Annotated in this window: 21 protein-coding genes, 2 tRNA genes and 1 rRNA gene; all 24 read right to left on the reverse strand. The window is 39.8% G+C overall.

What is annotated here, in order from left to right; translation table 11 throughout:
- Positions 1-161: ribosomal RNA gene (locus T356_RS0109540) — 16S ribosomal RNA — on the reverse strand; the annotation flags it as partial.
- Positions 162-324: 163 nt separating this feature from the next.
- A tRNA-Ser gene (locus T356_RS0109545) sits at positions 325-413 on the reverse strand.
- 53 nt (positions 414-466) lie between these two features.
- Positions 467-552: transfer RNA gene (locus T356_RS0109550), tRNA-Ser, on the reverse strand.
- Between the two features lie 228 nt (positions 553-780).
- Entirely contained in the window at positions 781-1842 is a 1062-nt protein-coding gene (locus T356_RS0109555; protein ID WP_026514294.1) for a glycosyltransferase family 4 protein, read from the reverse strand.
- 1 nt (position 1843) lies between these two features.
- Positions 1844-2551: a 2-C-methyl-D-erythritol 4-phosphate cytidylyltransferase gene (gene ispD, locus T356_RS0109560; RefSeq protein ID WP_035780907.1), complete on the reverse strand. Its 708-nt coding sequence runs from the start codon at positions 2549-2551 to the stop codon at positions 1844-1846.
- A 14-nt stretch (positions 2552-2565) separates the two neighbouring features.
- Positions 2566-3717 (reverse strand): tRNA (adenosine(37)-N6)-threonylcarbamoyltransferase complex transferase subunit TsaD, encoded by a 1152-nt coding sequence (gene tsaD / locus T356_RS0109565; protein ID WP_081777806.1) that lies wholly within the window; start codon positions 3715-3717, stop codon positions 2566-2568.
- A gap of 18 nt (positions 3718-3735) precedes the next feature.
- Entirely contained in the window at positions 3736-4626 is an 891-nt protein-coding gene (locus T356_RS0109570; RefSeq protein ID WP_026514297.1) for a ChbG/HpnK family deacetylase, read from the reverse strand.
- A gap of 11 nt (positions 4627-4637) precedes the next feature.
- Positions 4638-5219, reverse strand: a complete 582-nt coding sequence (locus T356_RS0109575) for a DUF6715 family protein (protein ID WP_026514298.1) — start codon at positions 5217-5219, stop codon at positions 4638-4640.
- A 38-nt stretch (positions 5220-5257) separates the two neighbouring features.
- Positions 5258-6178 (reverse strand): ribonuclease Z, encoded by a 921-nt coding sequence (locus T356_RS0109580; protein WP_026514299.1) that lies wholly within the window; start codon positions 6176-6178, stop codon positions 5258-5260.
- A 5-nt stretch (positions 6179-6183) separates the two neighbouring features.
- Complete coding sequence (gene tsaB, locus T356_RS20835) at positions 6184-7419, reverse strand: tRNA (adenosine(37)-N6)-threonylcarbamoyltransferase complex dimerization subunit type 1 TsaB (RefSeq protein ID WP_026514300.1); 1236 nt, start codon at positions 7417-7419, stop codon at positions 6184-6186.
- Positions 7420-7440: 21 nt separating this feature from the next.
- Complete coding sequence (tsaE, locus tag T356_RS0109590) at positions 7441-7878, reverse strand: tRNA (adenosine(37)-N6)-threonylcarbamoyltransferase complex ATPase subunit type 1 TsaE (RefSeq protein WP_026514301.1); 438 nt, start codon at positions 7876-7878, stop codon at positions 7441-7443.
- A gap of 357 nt (positions 7879-8235) precedes the next feature.
- Positions 8236-8619, reverse strand: a complete 384-nt coding sequence (locus T356_RS0109600; protein ID WP_026514302.1) for a hypothetical protein — start codon at positions 8617-8619, stop codon at positions 8236-8238.
- 38 nt (positions 8620-8657) lie between these two features.
- Complete coding sequence (locus T356_RS0109605; RefSeq protein WP_026514303.1) at positions 8658-9407, reverse strand: ABC transporter permease; 750 nt, start codon at positions 9405-9407, stop codon at positions 8658-8660.
- A complete protein-coding gene (locus T356_RS0109610; RefSeq protein ID WP_026514304.1) occupies positions 9404-10096 on the reverse strand; it encodes an ABC transporter ATP-binding protein in 693 nt (230 codons plus the stop codon). The genes T356_RS0109605 and T356_RS0109610 overlap by 4 nt, the downstream gene beginning before the upstream one ends.
- A 343-nt stretch (positions 10097-10439) precedes the next feature.
- Positions 10440-10574 carry a hypothetical protein gene (locus T356_RS21640; protein WP_255346956.1) on the reverse strand — a complete coding sequence of 45 codons (135 nt, stop codon included), beginning with the start codon at positions 10572-10574 and terminating at the stop codon, positions 10440-10442.
- A gap of 125 nt (positions 10575-10699) precedes the next feature.
- Positions 10700-10837 (reverse strand): hypothetical protein, encoded by a 138-nt coding sequence (locus tag T356_RS21110; protein ID WP_155839016.1) that lies wholly within the window; start codon positions 10835-10837, stop codon positions 10700-10702.
- A gap of 410 nt (positions 10838-11247) precedes the next feature.
- A complete protein-coding gene (locus tag T356_RS0109625; protein ID WP_026514305.1) occupies positions 11248-11628 on the reverse strand; it encodes a DUF5975 family protein in 381 nt (126 codons plus the stop codon).
- Between the two features lie 12 nt (positions 11629-11640).
- A complete protein-coding gene (locus T356_RS0109630) occupies positions 11641-12456 on the reverse strand; it encodes a CPBP family intramembrane glutamic endopeptidase (RefSeq protein ID WP_026514306.1) in 816 nt (271 codons plus the stop codon).
- Entirely contained in the window at positions 12438-14567 is a 2130-nt protein-coding gene (locus T356_RS19035) for a peptidase domain-containing ABC transporter (RefSeq protein ID WP_035780909.1), read from the reverse strand. The genes T356_RS0109630 and T356_RS19035 overlap by 19 nt, the downstream gene beginning before the upstream one ends.
- 27 nt (positions 14568-14594) lie before the next feature.
- A complete protein-coding gene (locus T356_RS0109640) occupies positions 14595-15566 on the reverse strand; it encodes an ABC transporter permease (RefSeq protein WP_026514307.1) in 972 nt (323 codons plus the stop codon).
- Positions 15551-16231, reverse strand: coding sequence for an ABC transporter ATP-binding protein (locus T356_RS19040; protein WP_051563334.1), 681 nt, complete (start codon positions 16229-16231; stop codon positions 15551-15553). Before T356_RS19040 ends, T356_RS0109640 begins: the two co-directional genes overlap by 16 nt.
- A 74-nt stretch (positions 16232-16305) precedes the next feature.
- Positions 16306-16443, reverse strand: a complete 138-nt coding sequence (locus T356_RS21115) for a hypothetical protein (protein ID WP_155839017.1) — start codon at positions 16441-16443, stop codon at positions 16306-16308.
- 25 nt (positions 16444-16468) lie between these two features.
- Entirely contained in the window at positions 16469-16609 is a 141-nt protein-coding gene (locus T356_RS21120) for a hypothetical protein (RefSeq protein WP_155839018.1), read from the reverse strand.
- 295 nt (positions 16610-16904) lie between these two features.
- Positions 16905-17135 (reverse strand): IS200/IS605 family transposase (locus T356_RS0109660; protein WP_026514308.1); only part of this gene is annotated, 231 nt, incomplete at its 5' end.

The following is a 17135-nucleotide window of genomic DNA, read 5'->3' on the forward strand; positions in this document are numbered from 1 at the left end:
CCCCAGTATGAGGCAGGTTGCCCACGCGTTACTCACCCGTCCGCCACTAAGATTTAACAAGAATCTGCCGAAGCTTCATCAGCGTTAAATCTCCGTTCGACTTGCATGTGTTAGGCACGCCGCCAGCGTTCATCCTGAGCCAGGATCGAACTCTCACGTTTAAAAGTTTAATCCGGCTAAGAACTTAAGCTTGGCTTTTCGTTCTGTCCGTTAATTTACATTTTTTCTGAATTATTCTCTTGGAATCTTTCAGGGTTGCATTACTGTTTATTTGTCAAGGTACTTTATAGTATAATTATGACCCTTACTGATTGCGTAAGGCAACGCAGAAGGAGGGATTTGAACCCTCGCGCCGCTATTAACGACCTGCACCCTTTCCAGGGGTGTCTCTTCAACCACTTGAGTACTTCTGCAAAATAGTTGATTAACAACAAGTATGTTATTAACAGCGTGTTCATAATTAAAGCGGAGCGAAAGGGATTCGAACCCTTGTGGCGTTGCCGCCAAACGGTTTTCAAGACCGCCTCGTTATGACCGCTTCGATATCGCTCCGAATATACTGTTAAAGCTTATCTCTTCTGAGATAATGCTCTGTGTGAGTTGCTTTCGCATCTCGCCGCAGCGCAAGAATTATATTAACAAAGGGGACCTATCATGTCAACCCTATTTTTCAATTTTTTTTCTAATTTTTTTCACTTTACGTCATATCGCGTTTTTGTATTGTATAAAATTGTCTGAAATATCCGCACAATTAGCTATTTTACTGGATTCCGTCGCCTGTCAACTATTTTTGAAATCCTTATAAATTTCAATCAATTTTTCCATGTTTTTCTCAAGTGAATACTTTTCTTTTGCATTTTTCATACCGCCTTGCGATATTTTTTTTGCAAAATCTTTGTCGCTTATAACTCTCTCAATAGCATTTTTCAGCCCGTCAACATCCTTAGGCTTGATCAAAATTCCCGAAACACCGTCTTCAATTGCCTCAGGAATACCGCCGACATCCGTCGAAATTACTGCGCACCCATGAACCATGCCCTCTATGACAGAAAGCGGAAATCCTTCAAAATACGACGGCAAGACCAGAATTCCGCATTCATCCAGCCACTTGTCTTTTTCTTTATCCTTAATCCATCCAAGCGCCTGAACATACGAAGACCGCTTTTCGACTTCGCTTACATATTCACTCTCTTCGTAAATTCCGCCCAGATACAGTCTTACATCGGGGTTTTCTACGTGAATCTCATCCATTGCGGTAAGCAATTCGGTTATTCCCTTGTTCCTGCATATTCTTCCCAGAAAAAGAATCTTGTCATAGTCTCTATCTGATGCCGTTTCCCCCACATGTCGTGTGCTTACACTGTTTGGAAGAATCCGGATTTTCTCTTTATCTACGATAGTTTCAAAAAAATCTCTGAGCTTATTCGTCAACACCAAAAGAGTATCTGCCATTCCAAAAATGCTTCTGACACGTTCTTTGCCCTTTTCATCCAGTGTCTCATAGTATTCTTCGATATTCCCGCCGTGCTGATGAATCACAATCTTCTTGTTCCGGCGCTTTGCGCATTTTATAAAAAGAGCTTTCCGCCAAAAACTGTTATCCGACGCAACATTCACATGTACAATGTCAAATTTACCCACGCACAAGCAAAAACGCGCATACGCAAGCCCGGCCACCATCAGCTTCTTAAGCTTAGAGCCTTCCTTCATTGTCCCGATGTATTTAAGAGCAATCTTCTCTTCTATCCCGGCATCATAATAGCCGTTTACAAGCCCGGATATTCCGCCGTGAACACAGCGATCGGGGCCGATCATCAATACTTTTATCTTTTCTTTATCCACTTCACTTTATCCCCAGAATTGCCTCTGCCGCAGGAATATCCTCCGGTGTAGTGATCTTGATATTGTTGTATGAACCTTCCACAAGTTTCACCTTGCGGTCTGTAAAATACTCGACAACCATGGCATCATCGGTTATATTGACGCCCTTTGCGATGAGTTCTTCCTCCTCGCGGTCGAGCCTCATATAGAGCTCTTTTATGAGTTTAAAAGAAAAAGTCTGCGGTGTCTGGATCATCCAGGTCCTGTCCCTGTTGGGCGTAGAAACCGCGAATCCGTCCTCATCACAGATCTTAATAGTGTCTTTTACAGGCATGCCGACTACGCAAGCACCATAATCTCTTGCTCCGTCAAGCGCTCTCAATATGATTTCTTTTGTCAAAAAAGGTCTCGCCCCATCGTGGATAAAGGCATAATCGTAATCACCATCCGCCGCCATAAGTCCTAGGCGCACACTGTGATAACGATAAAGTCCGCCTTCCACGATAGCTTTGACCTTATCAAATCCAAATTTTTCAACAATCTCACTGCGGACAAAATCAATATCTCCGCGTGACACAACAAGAACAATATCATCCACGGGGCTCTCTTCAAAAGCCTTCAATGAATAATAGATAAGCGGCTTCCCGCCTATATCAAGATATTGTTTTTTTACATCACTCTTCATCCTGCTTCCGCTACCGGCAGCAAGTACAACAGCCACAGTTTTCATGGCATCTCCAATCTTTATCTGTTCTTATCCGCGTGATACCTTCTCTCCCTGTCACCAAGCGGAAGATTCGGCACAGCGTTTAGGTCAAGTCCGAAAGTCTTGCCTTTTATAAATTCATAGTAAGCCGCAGAGCCTATCATAGCCGCATTGTCTGTGCACAATACAGGTGAGGGCCTGCAGAATTTTATATTATTAGCCGCACATTCTTTTTCCAAAAGTTCTCTGAGTGCCGTATTTGACGCCACTCCTCCCGCAATTGCAAGACAGTCCATGCCGTACTCCTTGCACGCTCTTATCGCATGCTCGGAAAGCACCTCAACGACAGCCTTCTGAAAAGAAGCTGCAACATCGTTTGCGTCAAGCTCCTGCCCCTGCATTTTGGCCTGATTAATATAATTGAGAACCGAAGACTTAAGTCCGCTGAAAGAAAAATCATAGTCTGCGCCCGCGATCTTAGCCTGCGGGAAAGTAAACGCATCGGGATTTCCCTCTTTTGCCGCCTTATCAATCTTGGGGCCACCGGGATACCCCAGACCTATAGCCCTCGCCACTTTGTCAAAAGCTTCTCCTGCCGCATCATCTCTGGTCTGACCGATAATTTCATACTCCCCGTAATCTCTTACGATAACAAGGTGCGAATGTCCTCCCGATACCACGAGACACGCAAATGGAGGCTTTAAATCCTTATTTTCGATATAGTTTGCACATATATGTCCCTCGATATGATGAACGCCTATAAGAGGCTTTTTTTTCGCATATGCAATAGCCTTTGCTTCGGATACTCCAACCAAAAGAGCTCCCACAAGCCCGGGCCCGTAGGTAACCGCAACGGCATCTATATCATCAAGAGTAAGTTTCGCCTCGGAAAGAGCCGCACGCACACATCCGTTTATCTTTTCAACATGCTTCCTTGAAGCAATTTCAGGCACAACTCCGCCGTAAACCGTGTGCAGCGCGATCTGAGAAGATATGATATTCGACAATACCTCTCTTCCGTTTCTAACAACCGCAGCCGCAGTCTCATCGCAGGAACTCTCAATCGCAAGAATAGTGACATCCCCAGCATCATCGCCGCCACTTCCGGCACTGCCATGAATCTCATTCCCGTTTTCTTTTATTGACATAAAGATGACGCCGTCATCCTCTACATTCTTGTTAATTTCCATATCTTACCTTTTCGCAGCTCACCTGCTGATATTATTTCCAAACTTTTTAAGCGCTTGTGCTTCCTTCATTCTGTTTGAACTTGTGAGGAAATTGTAGTCATCCTTGCTCGTGAGATTCTCAACATCGGCAGGAACCGACACATCTCCCGGATGGAAAAGAATCTCCATCTCATCTTTTCCTCTTTTCTCAAGGATATCTCCCGCACTCTTAAGGCACATCCTGACATTGTCGTAGAACATATGCCCCGAGAGCATTACTCCCATGAACAACTTATCCTCCAGGTCAAACTTTTTCAAAGCCTTCCTGTATTTAGCCTTGTTTCTCGCAACAAGCGTATTTAAGATCATCACTTTGACAAAATTAACTGCCTTTAATCCCTTTAACTTAAAAAGATTCCTTGCATAAACTGGTATCTCCTCATACGGGAATCTGATATACGAAACCTTAAAGTCATTGCTGCGTATAACATCCATGAGCGCATCAAAAATAACAGGAATCATGTGATAGTGCACATGCCCGTCAATCCTGAACTTTCCGCCGTTCATATATTCCTCGCACGCCCTAAGCTGCGCCTCGATTTCCCTTCTGATCTGTCTGTAATAGGCCCTTCTCAAAAAAGGAATATAGCTGACCGCAAGAAGCTTAATAAATCCGCAGTCAAAATTCCCCTTATCATTCGTAAGCATATCCGCTCTGTTCCCGATGATAGGCTTACCTTCAACAAAATTAAGATGCACGGTAACAAAGAGCTTCTCCTTTATATCGGAGATCTCTTCCATGCACTCTTTTAAATATGGGCTGTTAGGCATAATACTTATGCCGTTCAACGCGCCCTTGTGATAACATTCTGCAATATGACGACTCTGTTCCGGAAAAAGACCGTAGTCGTCAGCATGATACTCTATCAAAAAACTTCCTCCTAATTATCATTCTGTTTTACCTGCCAGCCCAGAATTTTCCACCTTCCCTCTTCGTCCTGTCGAAGAATAAACTGGTAATAATTGGCTATCGTTCCCGTGCTCCCTTTCCTCAGTGAAAAAAGACATTCCACATTACACATCTTTTTTCCTGACACATTAAGGACCTCAGGCTCTGAATTCTGAACAATATAATTTGAGATCGAATAATCTCCTTTTTTTCTTTCCGCTACTTCATTCTTTATAGACTTTTTAAAATCACTCTGCCCCGCAAGCAGCTCATCATCCATTATCCCCTGCAAAACCTCGAGCATCTTGTCCTGCTGCCCATCGGTGTATTCTTCCTTGTAAAGAACTTTCATGATATTCGCATAAAGATCGACCACTTTCCTGGGATTGGCAGGATAGTTTTTTTCAAGATTGGTAGTGGTAATCTCATCAACCGCCGTCAGATTGTACTGCTCTTCTCCGGGATCTTTTTTGGTCCCCACGAACATAAAATACAATCCCACTATTACGACCGCTCCAAGCGCCAATAATACGATTGATTTCAAAATTGCCGACTTTACACTGTTGTTCTCCATGTCCCCTCCGATATGCAAAAAGAAATTTTTAGTCTATATCACTCTTCAAACCTAAGTGTTAAGCTTCTGCCATCCTTAGCTGCAACTGTATTTCCAAATATTTTTCTGGTTTCGCCTATGAACTCCTGAGGATTGACAAGCGACGGACTGTAATGTGTAAGCCACATCTCTTTTACCTCCGCGCTCCTTGCAAGTCTTGCCGCCTCATAAAAAGTCATATGCTTATGCTCTTTCGCCTTTACAAGCTTGTCGGGCTCACCGTACATGCCCTCGCATATAAAAAGATCCGAATCCTTAGCGTTGTTAACTATGCTGTCCGTAGGCCTTGTATCCGTAACGTAAGTAAGCTTTATGCCCTTTCGTTCCTCGCCGAGGACCATCTGTGGCGTATATATCGTTCCATCTTCAAGCTCGACCGTCTCGCCCTTCTGAAGACTGTTCCAATACCTTCTGTCAATTCCTGCAGCTGTAGCCGCTTCAACATTGAACTTTCCCTGTCTCTTAAGATTCATGCTATATCCGTAGCAGGGAATATTGTGATTGACCTTAAATGCCGAAAGAGTAAATCCCGGCATTCCCTCAGGTTCAAAAGACATCTCACTGTCCGTAATCTCTTTGAACTTAATCTCAAACGGAAGCTCAGGCGCTATCACTCTAAGTGCATTCACAACCCTCTCAAGTCCCTTGGGACCTACCATCAGTAGTGGCTCTGTTCTCTCCGCATTTCCCATGGTAAGAAGCAGCCCCGGAAGGCCGCTGATATGATCCGCATGATAATGTGTAAAGCAGATAATATCTATCGGTTTGGAACTAAGTCCCTTTTTCTTAAGCGCGATCTGAGTCGCCTCGCCTGAATCTATAAGTATACATTTTCCGTTATATCTCACATACAAAGCTGTGAGCAAACGATTGGGAAGCGGCATCATTCCGCCTGTTCCCAACAAACAAACATCTATCATAAAAATTATTTCCTTTTCCAGTAAATAACTGCATCATCCTTGGGCTCATCGTAGAATCCGGGCCTCACACCCTCACTCACAAAGCCAAGTCTCTCATACAAGCCTATCGCAGGCGCATTTTTCGCACGCACTTCAAGAGTATAGTCTTTTATCCCTATCCCGTTTCCGCGCTCAAGGAGCTGCTTCATCATCTTGTAAGCTACGCCCTCTCTCCTGCAATCTCCGGAAACAGACACATTTGTGATCTCTCCGTCACCTGAAATATTCTGAACTCCGCACAGTCCGACTACCCTGCCTGCCTTCTCGGCAACAAGATAGACCGTATCGTCCCTTGTCAGGGCATCAAGGAGCTGCTTCTGCGTCCATGCCTCTTTTCCGAGATTCGTCTTTTCAAGATTATACGCATCCTCGATATCCTCTGCGCTCATCTCTCTTATCCTGATAATTCCCGGATTATTTCTGCTCGCAGCCTTTTTCTCCGCTGCTTTAGCCTTGGTCTCTGCACCGTTTTTATCCTTCTCAAGCGCTTCACGCTCAGCCTGAGAAAGCCTTAAATAATCGGGTGCAAAATCATCCGCATTGACAATTCTTCCCTCAGCCGCATAAACTCCCGCAAGTGCCGCAACAGCCGCCGCATTCTGCCTGTTTTGAAAAAAAGGTGCCAGCGAATACGGAACCTTCAAAAGTTCCTCAAGCTTGTCATGATATACCGGAACGCCGTCGCCCAGAAGAACGACAGGTTTTCCTATCTCGTTTATCCTGTTCGCGATATCCTCAACCGATGTCGCAAACTGCTCATGTATAACCTGCATGTCAAAAGACCTCTCAAGGCTCTTTCCCTCATAGGTCTTGGGCACAAACGTATAAAGTCCCGTATAAACCTGATTTCTTCTGGCGTCCATCATAGGACATATTATTTTTTCAACTCCATAGAGATTATAAGCAATTCCGTCTACAGTAGGCACCGGGATTATCGGCTTATCAAGCGCGAGGGCGAGTCCTTTTGCCGTAGCGCTTCCAATCCTAAGTCCCGTAAAAGAGCCGGGGCCTTCAGCCACTGCGATTGCATCGATTGTCGAAAGATCGAGATTTATCTTTTTGCATATGTCGTCAAGCATAGGCATCAAAATCTCGGAATGTGTAGTTTTATATTGCACCGAGAACTGCGAAACAAGAATGTCTCCGTCAGAAACAGCTACTGCTCCGACAAGTCCCGATGTATCGATAGAAAGTATTTTCATATAACTCACTTTTTATTAAATTTATTTTTTTGTCATTGTAATAAGGCGATAGTCAAAGCCTTTTTCAAGGTTCTTCTCAATAACTATCTCCGTATAATGCTCGGGAAGTATCTCCTCTATGAGGTTCGCCCACTCTATAAAGCAGACTCCGTCTCCGTAGAAGTAATCCTCATAGCCGATCTCGTCCATCTCGCTGACATCGCCGATACGGTACACATCAAAATGGTAAAAAGGAATCCTTCCCTCGTCATAAACCTGCAAAATAGTAAAAGTCGGACTGCTCACAGGTCCCGTGATTCCAAGCCCCGCAGCAACTCCCTGCGTAAGAACCGTCTTCCCAACGCCAAGGTCGCCCACAAGAGTATACACCATCCCCGGCGTCGCACTCTCGCCAATCCTCTTGCCAATCTCAAACGTCTCCTCGGCACTATTCGTCTCATGTCTGGTAACTATATCCATACAAACCTCGCATATCTCAAACTTTGCCTCTTTAACTATATCACAAAGTATGACTTCTAAAAAGAAATTACAGAAATCCGCACCTGCTGCGGATTCCGTGAGAATATGATTCAAGAGTCAATCAAGCCTTATCGACGAAGTCGATTTAAATTGGCTTGGTTGATGCATTCTTGAACTTCATGTTCAAGAATGCATGTTTTTTCAAAATATCACACTTGGTCCCGCAGCCTTCACCGGGCTCATCAAAGCCTCATCAGAAGTACTAAGCACAAAAACAACCGGAGAAAAGAGAATTATCTTTTTCCGGTTGCCTTCAATCAGCGGATCATCCGCCGTCATATTTTTATTTTTTCAAGCTCACGCCTGTTCAGCGTCAGCCTGTTCAGCATTAGCCTGTCCTTCATCAGCTTTTTCAGCGTCCCTCTTTATCAGATCAGCATAATAGAATCCTGCAAATAACTCTACCAAACATTGCATACCAATAAGGAGCAATATAAAAGTGCCTATATTACTCATTGTAAACATAGTACCTTCTTTAAAAATTGTAGTAGAAAGACCTCCCCAACAAATAAGCCACCACCACAAAGTATGCGCCGATACTGCCTGCGCTTTTGTAATAGCTTCAAGAGCTTTTTCATCCCCCTTATGCTTTAAAGAATAAACACATCTCCAAATAAGAGCAGCCATAATCGCTCCCAACGCGCAAAAAAGTGCAACCAAAAGTTTTTTCTGATCTAACATTTTTGAATCCTCCTATTTTTAAATTATTATTCTCTCTTTTATTTCTGAATCTGTAACGCCCTGAACTTAAGCGTTGCCATGGCCAAAAAAGCTACTACCGTTCCGCCGCATACCGCCATTGCAAGTGTGCGGTCAAGCACGACCATACTTACAAATGCCTTAAGATAATACATAACTTCATATTTAGCTATCTGCGGACTTGCAGAGCTCAAAATACATCCGATTACCAGAACAATTACTGCTATACCTACCATCGAACCGCTGTTTTTCACAAACAGTGAAGCAAACAACACGATCATTGACCAGCCCGCAAGCGCAAAATAACTTTCTGCAAATATAACCGCATTTGGGAAAAGAGCCGCTGCCACCGAATCACTTCCCCAGAACACAGCCGCTACGATGTTTGACGAAATATACGTAACCGCCATAAGAGCCATTGCGCCAATAAGTACCGCTACCGCCTTAGCTACTATAAGCTTTTCACGCGACTGCCCACATAAAAGCGGAAGCTTCAAACTGCCGCTTTCTGCCTCATCGGTAACAAGGAAAGTCACGAAAAGAGTGGCCAATACAGGCAATACAATATCTGCGATCACGCCAAGAACCTGAGTAGGGAAATTGCCGCCTATCATTGAATCAATAACTTCTTTTTCAAAAAATCCCTTTATCTGAATTGACCTGACAAGTACCCCCATAGCTATACATGTAACAAGCAAGATCAAAAGAAATATTCCAAGCCTTCTGCCTTTCCAGAGCTTGTACATTTCATTCTTAATATTCTTTATCATGCCTGCCTCCTATACATGCTGTAGTAACTGTCTTCAAGTCCTTCTTCCAGTTCAGTGATGTCTCCGCTGAAAAGAATCTTTCCCGCGTCGATCATGACCACTTTGTTGCATATTTTTTCTATATCATGTAAAAGATGCGACGAGATGAGAATTGCTACGTTATCTTCCTTTGCAAGTTTCTCGAGCATTTCATAAATATCTTTCATTCCATACGGATCCAAACCGTTAGTCGGTTCATCAAGGATAAGAAGCTTTGGATCGTTAAGGAGTGCTCTTCCAAGCCCCAATCTCTGACGCATACCTGTCGAATATGATTTTACTTTTTTGCCGATATGTTCAGACAATCCCACAAAATCAACTATCTCCTTGACCTTTTCCTCCGATACATTGTCATATAACTTTGCGATAAGCATCAGATTATCGTAACCCGACAGATATTCATAAAATGCCGATGACTCAGTCGCAAAGCCGATCTTCTCAACAAAATTATCTCCTTCACCTATAACTATCTCTCCGGAATCTTTGCTGATGAGATTCATTACCATCTTCATCGTTGTTGATTTACCCGCGCCATTAGGTCCAATCAATCCGACAATGTCTCCCGTCTCCACATCAAGCGAAATGTTATCCACAACTTTTCTGCCGTTGTAGCTTTTATTCAAGCCGGAGATATGTAACACATTGCTCATAAAAAATTCCTCTCTTCTCTATTTTGTTTTCCTCTTCTAAAACCCCACTATATATTCAAGGAAATAAATCCAAAAAAGAGAAGTAACCATATTTTTGGATAATTTGTCTACGCAATTCATTCCCTCCTCCCGTTCTGTATTTACTATTTAACATTCTATTTGAGAAGAGAGAATATTTCAATATAATTTCATTGTCCAAGTAACGTATTAACGTTTTAAAAAGGCAACCGAGAAAAGCTTATTCCCCGATTACCTTATATAATCTGACGCAATGTCTTCTCTTTATATATGCCAGGCATACTACTATCGCCTGGCATATATTTTTCAATACAGCCTAATATTATTAGCCGCCGTTCCAGCCTTCCCAAAATCCCTTAATAATACCAGGAACATTTCCATGAAAAAGTTGATTTATAGCTTCATAAGATCCGTTTCCACCATTTACAGCTTCTAACTCTATTACATTCAATTCTTTCATTTTTTCCCTCCTAATCAATAATCGCATGCCACACGCCTGTAACTTTGTCAAATATCCATTTGCCAGTTTTCCCAATATTATATTCTGGGCCATCAGGCAACTGTTACAAAAACGAGTCTTTTAACTTAATCTCCAAAAACCAAACGCCATACGCCTGTAACTTCGTCATACACCCATCTGGCAGCCCTACCAATTATACGGCCTACTTCTGTACCATCGCCTCCATTGATGCTAAACAAATCCTCTGATGTAAGTTTTTTCATCGCTAATCCTCCTTATTTTTTTGATTGACTCAATCATATTCACGCGCTTATTACATTTTGTATAATACTTTATCTGTTTTCAAATTTTCGATTTTGGGAGTTAACGGATGCAAATCAAGAGTTAAAGGCGCAACTATAATTACTTTAAAGTCAAAAAGTTGGTTTTGAGTGACTGCTTTGAGATTCTGGTTCGAGAGCTATAGTAATAATAAAAAGAACCAGGGTTAATCAGTTATTGCTACTGACTAATCCCGGTTCTTTTTTATGCAAAAATCATTTCCTACACTTCTTCCGCCTCTTATAATACTTCTTGGTCTAAATATCAAAGGAAGAAAATAATGAATCAAAGATTTACTGGGCCTTTAAAGAAATAGTTACCCATTCCCAACTGTTTACTTATTAAATATCATCTATTGCATCAAATAATATACATCCGCAATGAAAAAATCACTATCAGCGTCTCCTTCACGCAATTTGCAGTAAACTTTAAAATTGCAAATTCCCACTCCTATTTTTTTTATTTCTTTGAGTAGATCCTCATAGTCCTTCAAACTTCCTTCAAAACGAATTCTTGCAGCAGGATCTATTCTAAGTTCAAGCAATCCATTTTGCGTATGTTCTTGTTTTTCACCAGCCTCAAGCGGATAGTAAATCTGATATTTTCCATCAATTTGTTCTATAATTGTCCCCTTTTTCATTTTCTTTAATCGCTTGGAAAACTCATTTCTATCAACAATTAGGCCATCTGTACATTTTTCATTAAATTCCATATATAGCTCAGCATTATTCATAACACTTTCCTTTTATATCTCTTTTATATCTCTTATATATTTAATATAATCTTTAAAAATCAAAGATACGCCCACCATAAATGCAATCACTAATATTATGACTGCAACTATCGGACTCCCAAATATCCCCTTTGTACCTTCAGGCATAAACAACATAACTATATGAGATAAAGTCGGAACAATAAATGCCGACAAATTCCATGCAATATGTAGCAATATAGGAATTCCTATATTTTTGGACATAATCAATAGAATTCCATATAATAACCCCCCAGGTATTTTATCTGCAAAATCAGTTATATGACAAAATGCAAACATCATTGTTGTAATAATTAGAGCCAGTACTTTTCCTTTCTTGCTCTCAAAAACACTTATACACATAACTCTACAACACAGCTCCTCAAATACCGGAGCTATTATTGCTGACACCGGTAGAAACATCAGATCACTCACCACTTCAGACCAGTCTGTTTCCTCAATTGGACGATATATATTTCCAAAGTCGAGATGTAGCAAGTTCGCATATAGAAATACAATGAATGGATATATTAAAAAGATCCCCAACACTACATTCCTATTTGTATATTTCAATTTGTAATCTGCTGCCACCGGAATTATTTTCCTTATGCCAAACAAATACACTAATACAAGGCCGCTCAGTAAAACTAACTCAACAACTGTCCAATGAAGTGCCTCTTTATAGATCGGAGTATCATCATTAATCCCTTGCATCGTTAGCATGATAGCTGCAAATAAAAAAACGTACCCCAATATAAATGATAAAATCTTAAAAAAATTATGATTGTGCCTTACATCTGTTCCTTCCATAGCGAATTGTAGAATCCTCCTTTTTGCATCAATTCATCGTGTGTACCAGATTCTTCAATTTTTCCATTACAAATTGCAAATATCCTATCACATCTTTTTATTGTACTGAGTCTGTGCGCAATTACTATAATAGTCATTCCTTGTATATTATCTATTGATTCAGTAATCGATTTCTCTGTTATAACATCAAGATTGCTAGTTGCCTCATCCAATATAAGAACTTCCGGTTTCCTCACAAGCGCTCTCGCGAGACTAAGTCTCTGCCGTTGTCCTCCAGAAAGATTTGTTGCATTTTCCTGTAGTTTTGTGTAGATTCCTTCCGGATTCTCATTTATGTACTCATCTAGTTTAACCAATTTTAAGACTTTCAATATAGCTTCATCGGATACATCATCATTTCCAAACAGAATATTATCTTTCATTGTTCCTTTGAAAAAATATGGCTCTTGTGATACATATGCTATTTTCTTTCTAAGAGCTTTTTTATCAATATCACATATATCTTTATCCCCATATCTGATGCTTCCACGGCTCACATCATATAATCCCAAAAGCAGTCTTGCTATAGTTGTTTTTCCGGATCCGCTTTCACCTACAATTGCAATTTTCTCATTCTTTTTAATAGAAAAGCTCATATCTTTTATTATGTGCTTTCTTGTTCCATATTGAAATGTCAGATTCTTTACAGTTATTTCACGTGCACATATTTCTTCTGAATCCGCACCAATCTTTTCTCTTTCAATACCGACCATTTGCTGTAATCGTTCAAAAGCTACTACGGCTCCCTGCAAGCTTGTCTGCAATGCCATCAAGCTTTGTACCGGCGAAAAGAAATATCCCATTAATGAATAAAACATGAGTAGTGTTCCTACTGATAGTTTTCCATTTACCACCATACCTGTACCAAGCCAAAGTACAACTACATACCCGCATTTGTTTATTATTCCTGATATTATATTTACAGCACTCTCCAGTTCTTGTGCATCCATTACAGCATTTAACAAAGTAATAAATATTTTTTTTGATTTCTTACATATCTTTTCCTCTGCACCACATGCCTTTATTGTTTCCACACCTTTTACAGTTTCAATAAACATTGCATTTGTTTGAGAATTTTTTTCCATCACTAGTCGATTGTTTTTCTTTATCTTTCCGACGAACAAAAAATTCAATATAAAATACATAATTCCTATCGTGCATACAAGTGCAAATAGCATACGATTTATTAAAAGCAACACCACTCCGGATATGATTGCCATGAACAAATCTATCACCGCACCTATAGTTGTTCCGGACAGTGCATCTCTGATTTTGGAAGCATCATTTAATCTGGATATTATCTCCCCCGTTTGTCTTGAAGAAAAAAAATTCATAGGCAGATGTATGATATGTTCATAACTTTCATAAGTTAGCTCCATATCAAATCTTTTTCCTAAAATCAACATCATCTTAACACGCAAAAATTGCATTGCTCCCCAAACCAAATATAGCAAACATAATCCAAGAGCAATCTTCCCCAACATACCAATAGAATTATTTGGAATAATATCATCAAATATCCTCTGAAAAAAACATGTTGATACTATTCCTATCGCTGTATATATTAAAGAGCAAATTATAATTCCAACTACATATCTTTTTTGCTTGCCTATTAAGTCTAATAAAGATATTTGGCATTTATCATTTTCTAATTCTTTAACTTTAGCAGTCGGTTTTACAAGAAATAGCACCCCCGACCATATTTCAAGAAATTTATCCTTAGTATAATGAACTATCCCTTCAGCCGGATCAGCAACCACTATTTTGTCAGAAGTTATGTTATGTACTATCATATAGTGATTGCCTGCCGCTTTTTTTACATGCGCAATGCATGGTAATGTAATATCCTTGCAATATATGTCTTTGTTATCTAATGCATAACCTGCCACATCAAATCCCAATGTTTTAAGTGCTTTTATCACACCATTCCCATTGGTTCCATTTTTATCAGTTCCTGCAAGTTCTCGGATATTAGTTATTCCTTTTTTTATACCATAATGTTGACATAACGTTGATATACATGCCGCAGCACAATCAGTTTCATCAAATTGCTTAACGCATTCATATTTCATACAGTCCACCTTGTTTCTTGATTTGTATCACAAATCTTCACCCTTATTTACCAGCATTCCAAATACCAGAAATAATATCAAATGTACAGCTATAATCGTCGCACTTATCATAGCGGTTCCATTGTATACAATAGGAGAATCTATGAAACTAACAAGATCATAATGCATAAACAGCGAATACTTTCCTATAGCCACCCCATTATTTATAATTTTTGTTAATAACATTTTCCCCCAAAAAGAACATACAATAGTAACAATAACAGCAATCACCTGATTTTTAGTCAACTCTGCTATAAGAAATGCAATTGATGATACTGCGATTGCCTTTACTATGGCAAAAGCCATATAAAGCATAGCCTTTCCCCCTAAAGAAATTGCCATCATTTTTCCATACAGGCAAATTGCTGTTCTTGAGGATATGCCATCAAATCCGAATATTATTCCTCCGACAATCCACGCCATAATCAGCATCATTACTGCAATAAGTGAGATTGTTATTATAGATGAAATATATTTTGATACATATATTTCCCACCGTTTATATGCTTTGGTATAAACAAGTTTATATGTTTTATTAACATACTCTGACATTATCATTTCTGTTGTGATCCATATCGATATTATAATCAGCACAACATTAAGAATTCGAAATGTATATGCGATAAAATCCCAAGTCGTGTTATGTGCGTACGGTTCAAGATCATTATTGATTTCATACTCAAGAATACTATTATCCATATCAATTTTTTCTTGAGAATATACATCAGACATCAACTGATTAAGTTCCATCTGAATTTCCAGCTTTTCTTTCCAATCATTTGAGTTCTCATATTTTTCTTCTAACATGATCTCTTCTTGGCTTCTATAGTCATCAAATGCATCATCCATATTCATCAATATCCCAAACCCAAGAACAGCCAACAACGCACATAAAATACTGATCCATACACTTTTTCCGTAAATCACTTTGACAAGTTCTATTTTTATAAGTTTAAGCATAATTCCATTCCCTCTTCCATGATTTCCATGTATTTTTTTTCAAGATCATCATCTGTTTGTATATCAAATGTGCGTCCATCTTTTATAAACACAAACCTGTCGCAAAGAACCTGCATTTCAGATAGAATATGGCTTGAAATCAATATGGCTTTATTTTTTTCATGTGCCAATTTCTTTAATGTATTTCTAAGTACAACCACGCCTTGCGGATCAAGGCCATTCATTGGCTCATCCAAAATAATCACATCAGGATCATCCATAAGTGCAAAAGCAAGCCCAAGTCTTTGCTTCATACCAAGCGAATACCGTTTTACTTTTTGTCCGATATACTGTGACATATCCAGTTCTTTTACAATATCTTCAATTCTTTTTTTTGATACATCTTTGTAATACATACTATCTATCTTAAGATTCCTAATTCCGGACATATATGGATAAAAGCATGGTTCTTCTATAAGTGCCCCTACTTTAATTTCGCCTTTTTCTATTTTCCCTTCGAACGAATATAACCCCATCATGCACTTCATAGTCGTTGTCTTTCCTGCGCCATTCGCTCCTATAAATCCAACAATTTCTCCTTTATGTAGTTCTATGTTAACATCTGACAGAATGTTTTTTCCTTTTTTCGACTTATGTAAATTTTTTATACTTAATAATGGCTCCATACTGACATCCTTTCTTTAATATACGCCAGGTATATTATTGGTACCTGGCGTATATTTATCAATGTACCTGATAATTATTTACCGTTCCATCCATCTTTGAAACCTTCTATAAAATCAGGTGCCTGCTCCAAAACGAATCTTTTTGCTTTATCATAAATGGTTTCGTCTCCACCATTTACAGATACTAATTCTGCGCTATTCAATTCTCTCATGTTAACAATCCTCCTTTTCACTCAATCATCCAAAAACTTCATGCCATAAGCCTGTTGCTTCGTCATATACCCATCTGGCAGCCTTACCAACTTTGTAGCCAAATAAACGATCGCTATCATCTCCGCCATTGATGTTAAACAGAGCCTCTGATGTAAGCTTTCTCATCGTAATTCCTCCTAATGTTTTCTTTTTTGATTGACTCAATCATATTTAAGCGCTTATTACATTTTGTATATTACTTTATCCGTTCTCACATTTTTGATTTTTGGAGTAAACGGACGCGAATCAAGAGTTAACGGCACAGCTATAATTACTTTAAAAAATCAAATCAGAACCACCGGCTTAGCCGGTGGTTTGTTCTGGCCCTATAAGGGCCTGTTGCCGGCACTGAGTCTAAAGACTCGCCGAATGGTTCGCCAGCCGCAACATCATTTTCCTACAGAGCCCCCTGGGCTCATTTTTATTTGTTTTGCTTTACCGGCTCACCCGTGAACGGGTCAATATACTCTTTTAGTATCATTTGGTCATACTCTAAATCCTCTTTTAACTGATTCTTTATGTACTCCTCGATTTTCTTTGCATTCTTACCTACAGTATCTACGTAATAGCCTCTGCACCAGAAATGTCTATTGCCGTACTTATACTTGAGATTTGCATGCCTCTCAAATATCATAAGCGTACTTTTTCCTTT

Origin of the sequence: Butyrivibrio sp. LB2008 (assembly GCF_000621565.1) — a bacterium.
GTDB lineage: Bacteria > Bacillota > Clostridia > Lachnospirales > Lachnospiraceae > Butyrivibrio.

Coding starts and splice junctions, on each gene's coding strand:
- ispD (WP_035780907.1), bottom strand. CDS start 2,551: ATGAAAACTGTGGCTGTTGTACTTGCTGCCGGTAGCGGAAGCAGGATG.
- tsaD (WP_081777806.1), bottom strand. CDS start 3,717: ATGGAAATTAACAAGAATGTAGAGGATGACGGCGTCATCTTTATGTCA.
- T356_RS0109575 (WP_026514298.1), bottom strand. CDS start 5,219: ATGGAGAACAACAGTGTAAAGTCGGCAATTTTGAAATCAATCGTATTA.
- T356_RS0109580 (WP_026514299.1), bottom strand. CDS start 6,178: ATGATAGATGTTTGTTTGTTGGGAACAGGCGGAATGATGCCGCTTCCC.
- tsaB (WP_026514300.1), bottom strand. CDS start 7,419: ATGAAAATACTTTCTATCGATACATCGGGACTTGTCGGAGCAGTAGCT.
- tsaE (WP_026514301.1), bottom strand. CDS start 7,878: ATGGATATAGTTACCAGACATGAGACGAATAGTGCCGAGGAGACGTTT.
- T356_RS0109600 (WP_026514302.1), bottom strand. CDS start 8,619: ATGTTAGATCAGAAAAAACTTTTGGTTGCACTTTTTTGCGCGTTGGGA.
- T356_RS0109605 (WP_026514303.1), bottom strand. CDS start 9,407: ATGATAAAGAATATTAAGAATGAAATGTACAAGCTCTGGAAAGGCAGA.
- T356_RS0109610 (WP_026514304.1), bottom strand. CDS start 10,096: ATGAGCAATGTGTTACATATCTCCGGCTTGAATAAAAGCTACAACGGC.
- T356_RS21640 (WP_255346956.1), bottom strand. CDS start 10,574: ATGAAAGAATTGAATGTAATAGAGTTAGAAGCTGTAAATGGTGGAAAC.
- T356_RS21110 (WP_155839016.1), bottom strand. CDS start 10,837: ATGAAAAAACTTACATCAGAGGATTTGTTTAGCATCAATGGAGGCGAT.
- T356_RS0109625 (WP_026514305.1), bottom strand. CDS start 11,628: ATGAATAATGCTGAGCTATATATGGAATTTAATGAAAAATGTACAGAT.
- T356_RS0109630 (WP_026514306.1), bottom strand. CDS start 12,456: ATGGAAGGAACAGATGTAAGGCACAATCATAATTTTTTTAAGATTTTA.
- T356_RS19035 (WP_035780909.1), bottom strand. CDS start 14,567: ATGAAATATGAATGCGTTAAGCAATTTGATGAAACTGATTGTGCTGCG.
- T356_RS0109640 (WP_026514307.1), bottom strand. CDS start 15,566: ATGCTTAAACTTATAAAAATAGAACTTGTCAAAGTGATTTACGGAAAA.
- T356_RS19040 (WP_051563334.1), bottom strand. CDS start 16,231: ATGGAGCCATTATTAAGTATAAAAAATTTACATAAGTCGAAAAAAGGA.
- T356_RS21115 (WP_155839017.1), bottom strand. CDS start 16,443: ATGAGAGAATTGAATAGCGCAGAATTAGTATCTGTAAATGGTGGAGAC.
- T356_RS21120 (WP_155839018.1), bottom strand. CDS start 16,609: ATGAGAAAGCTTACATCAGAGGCTCTGTTTAACATCAATGGCGGAGAT.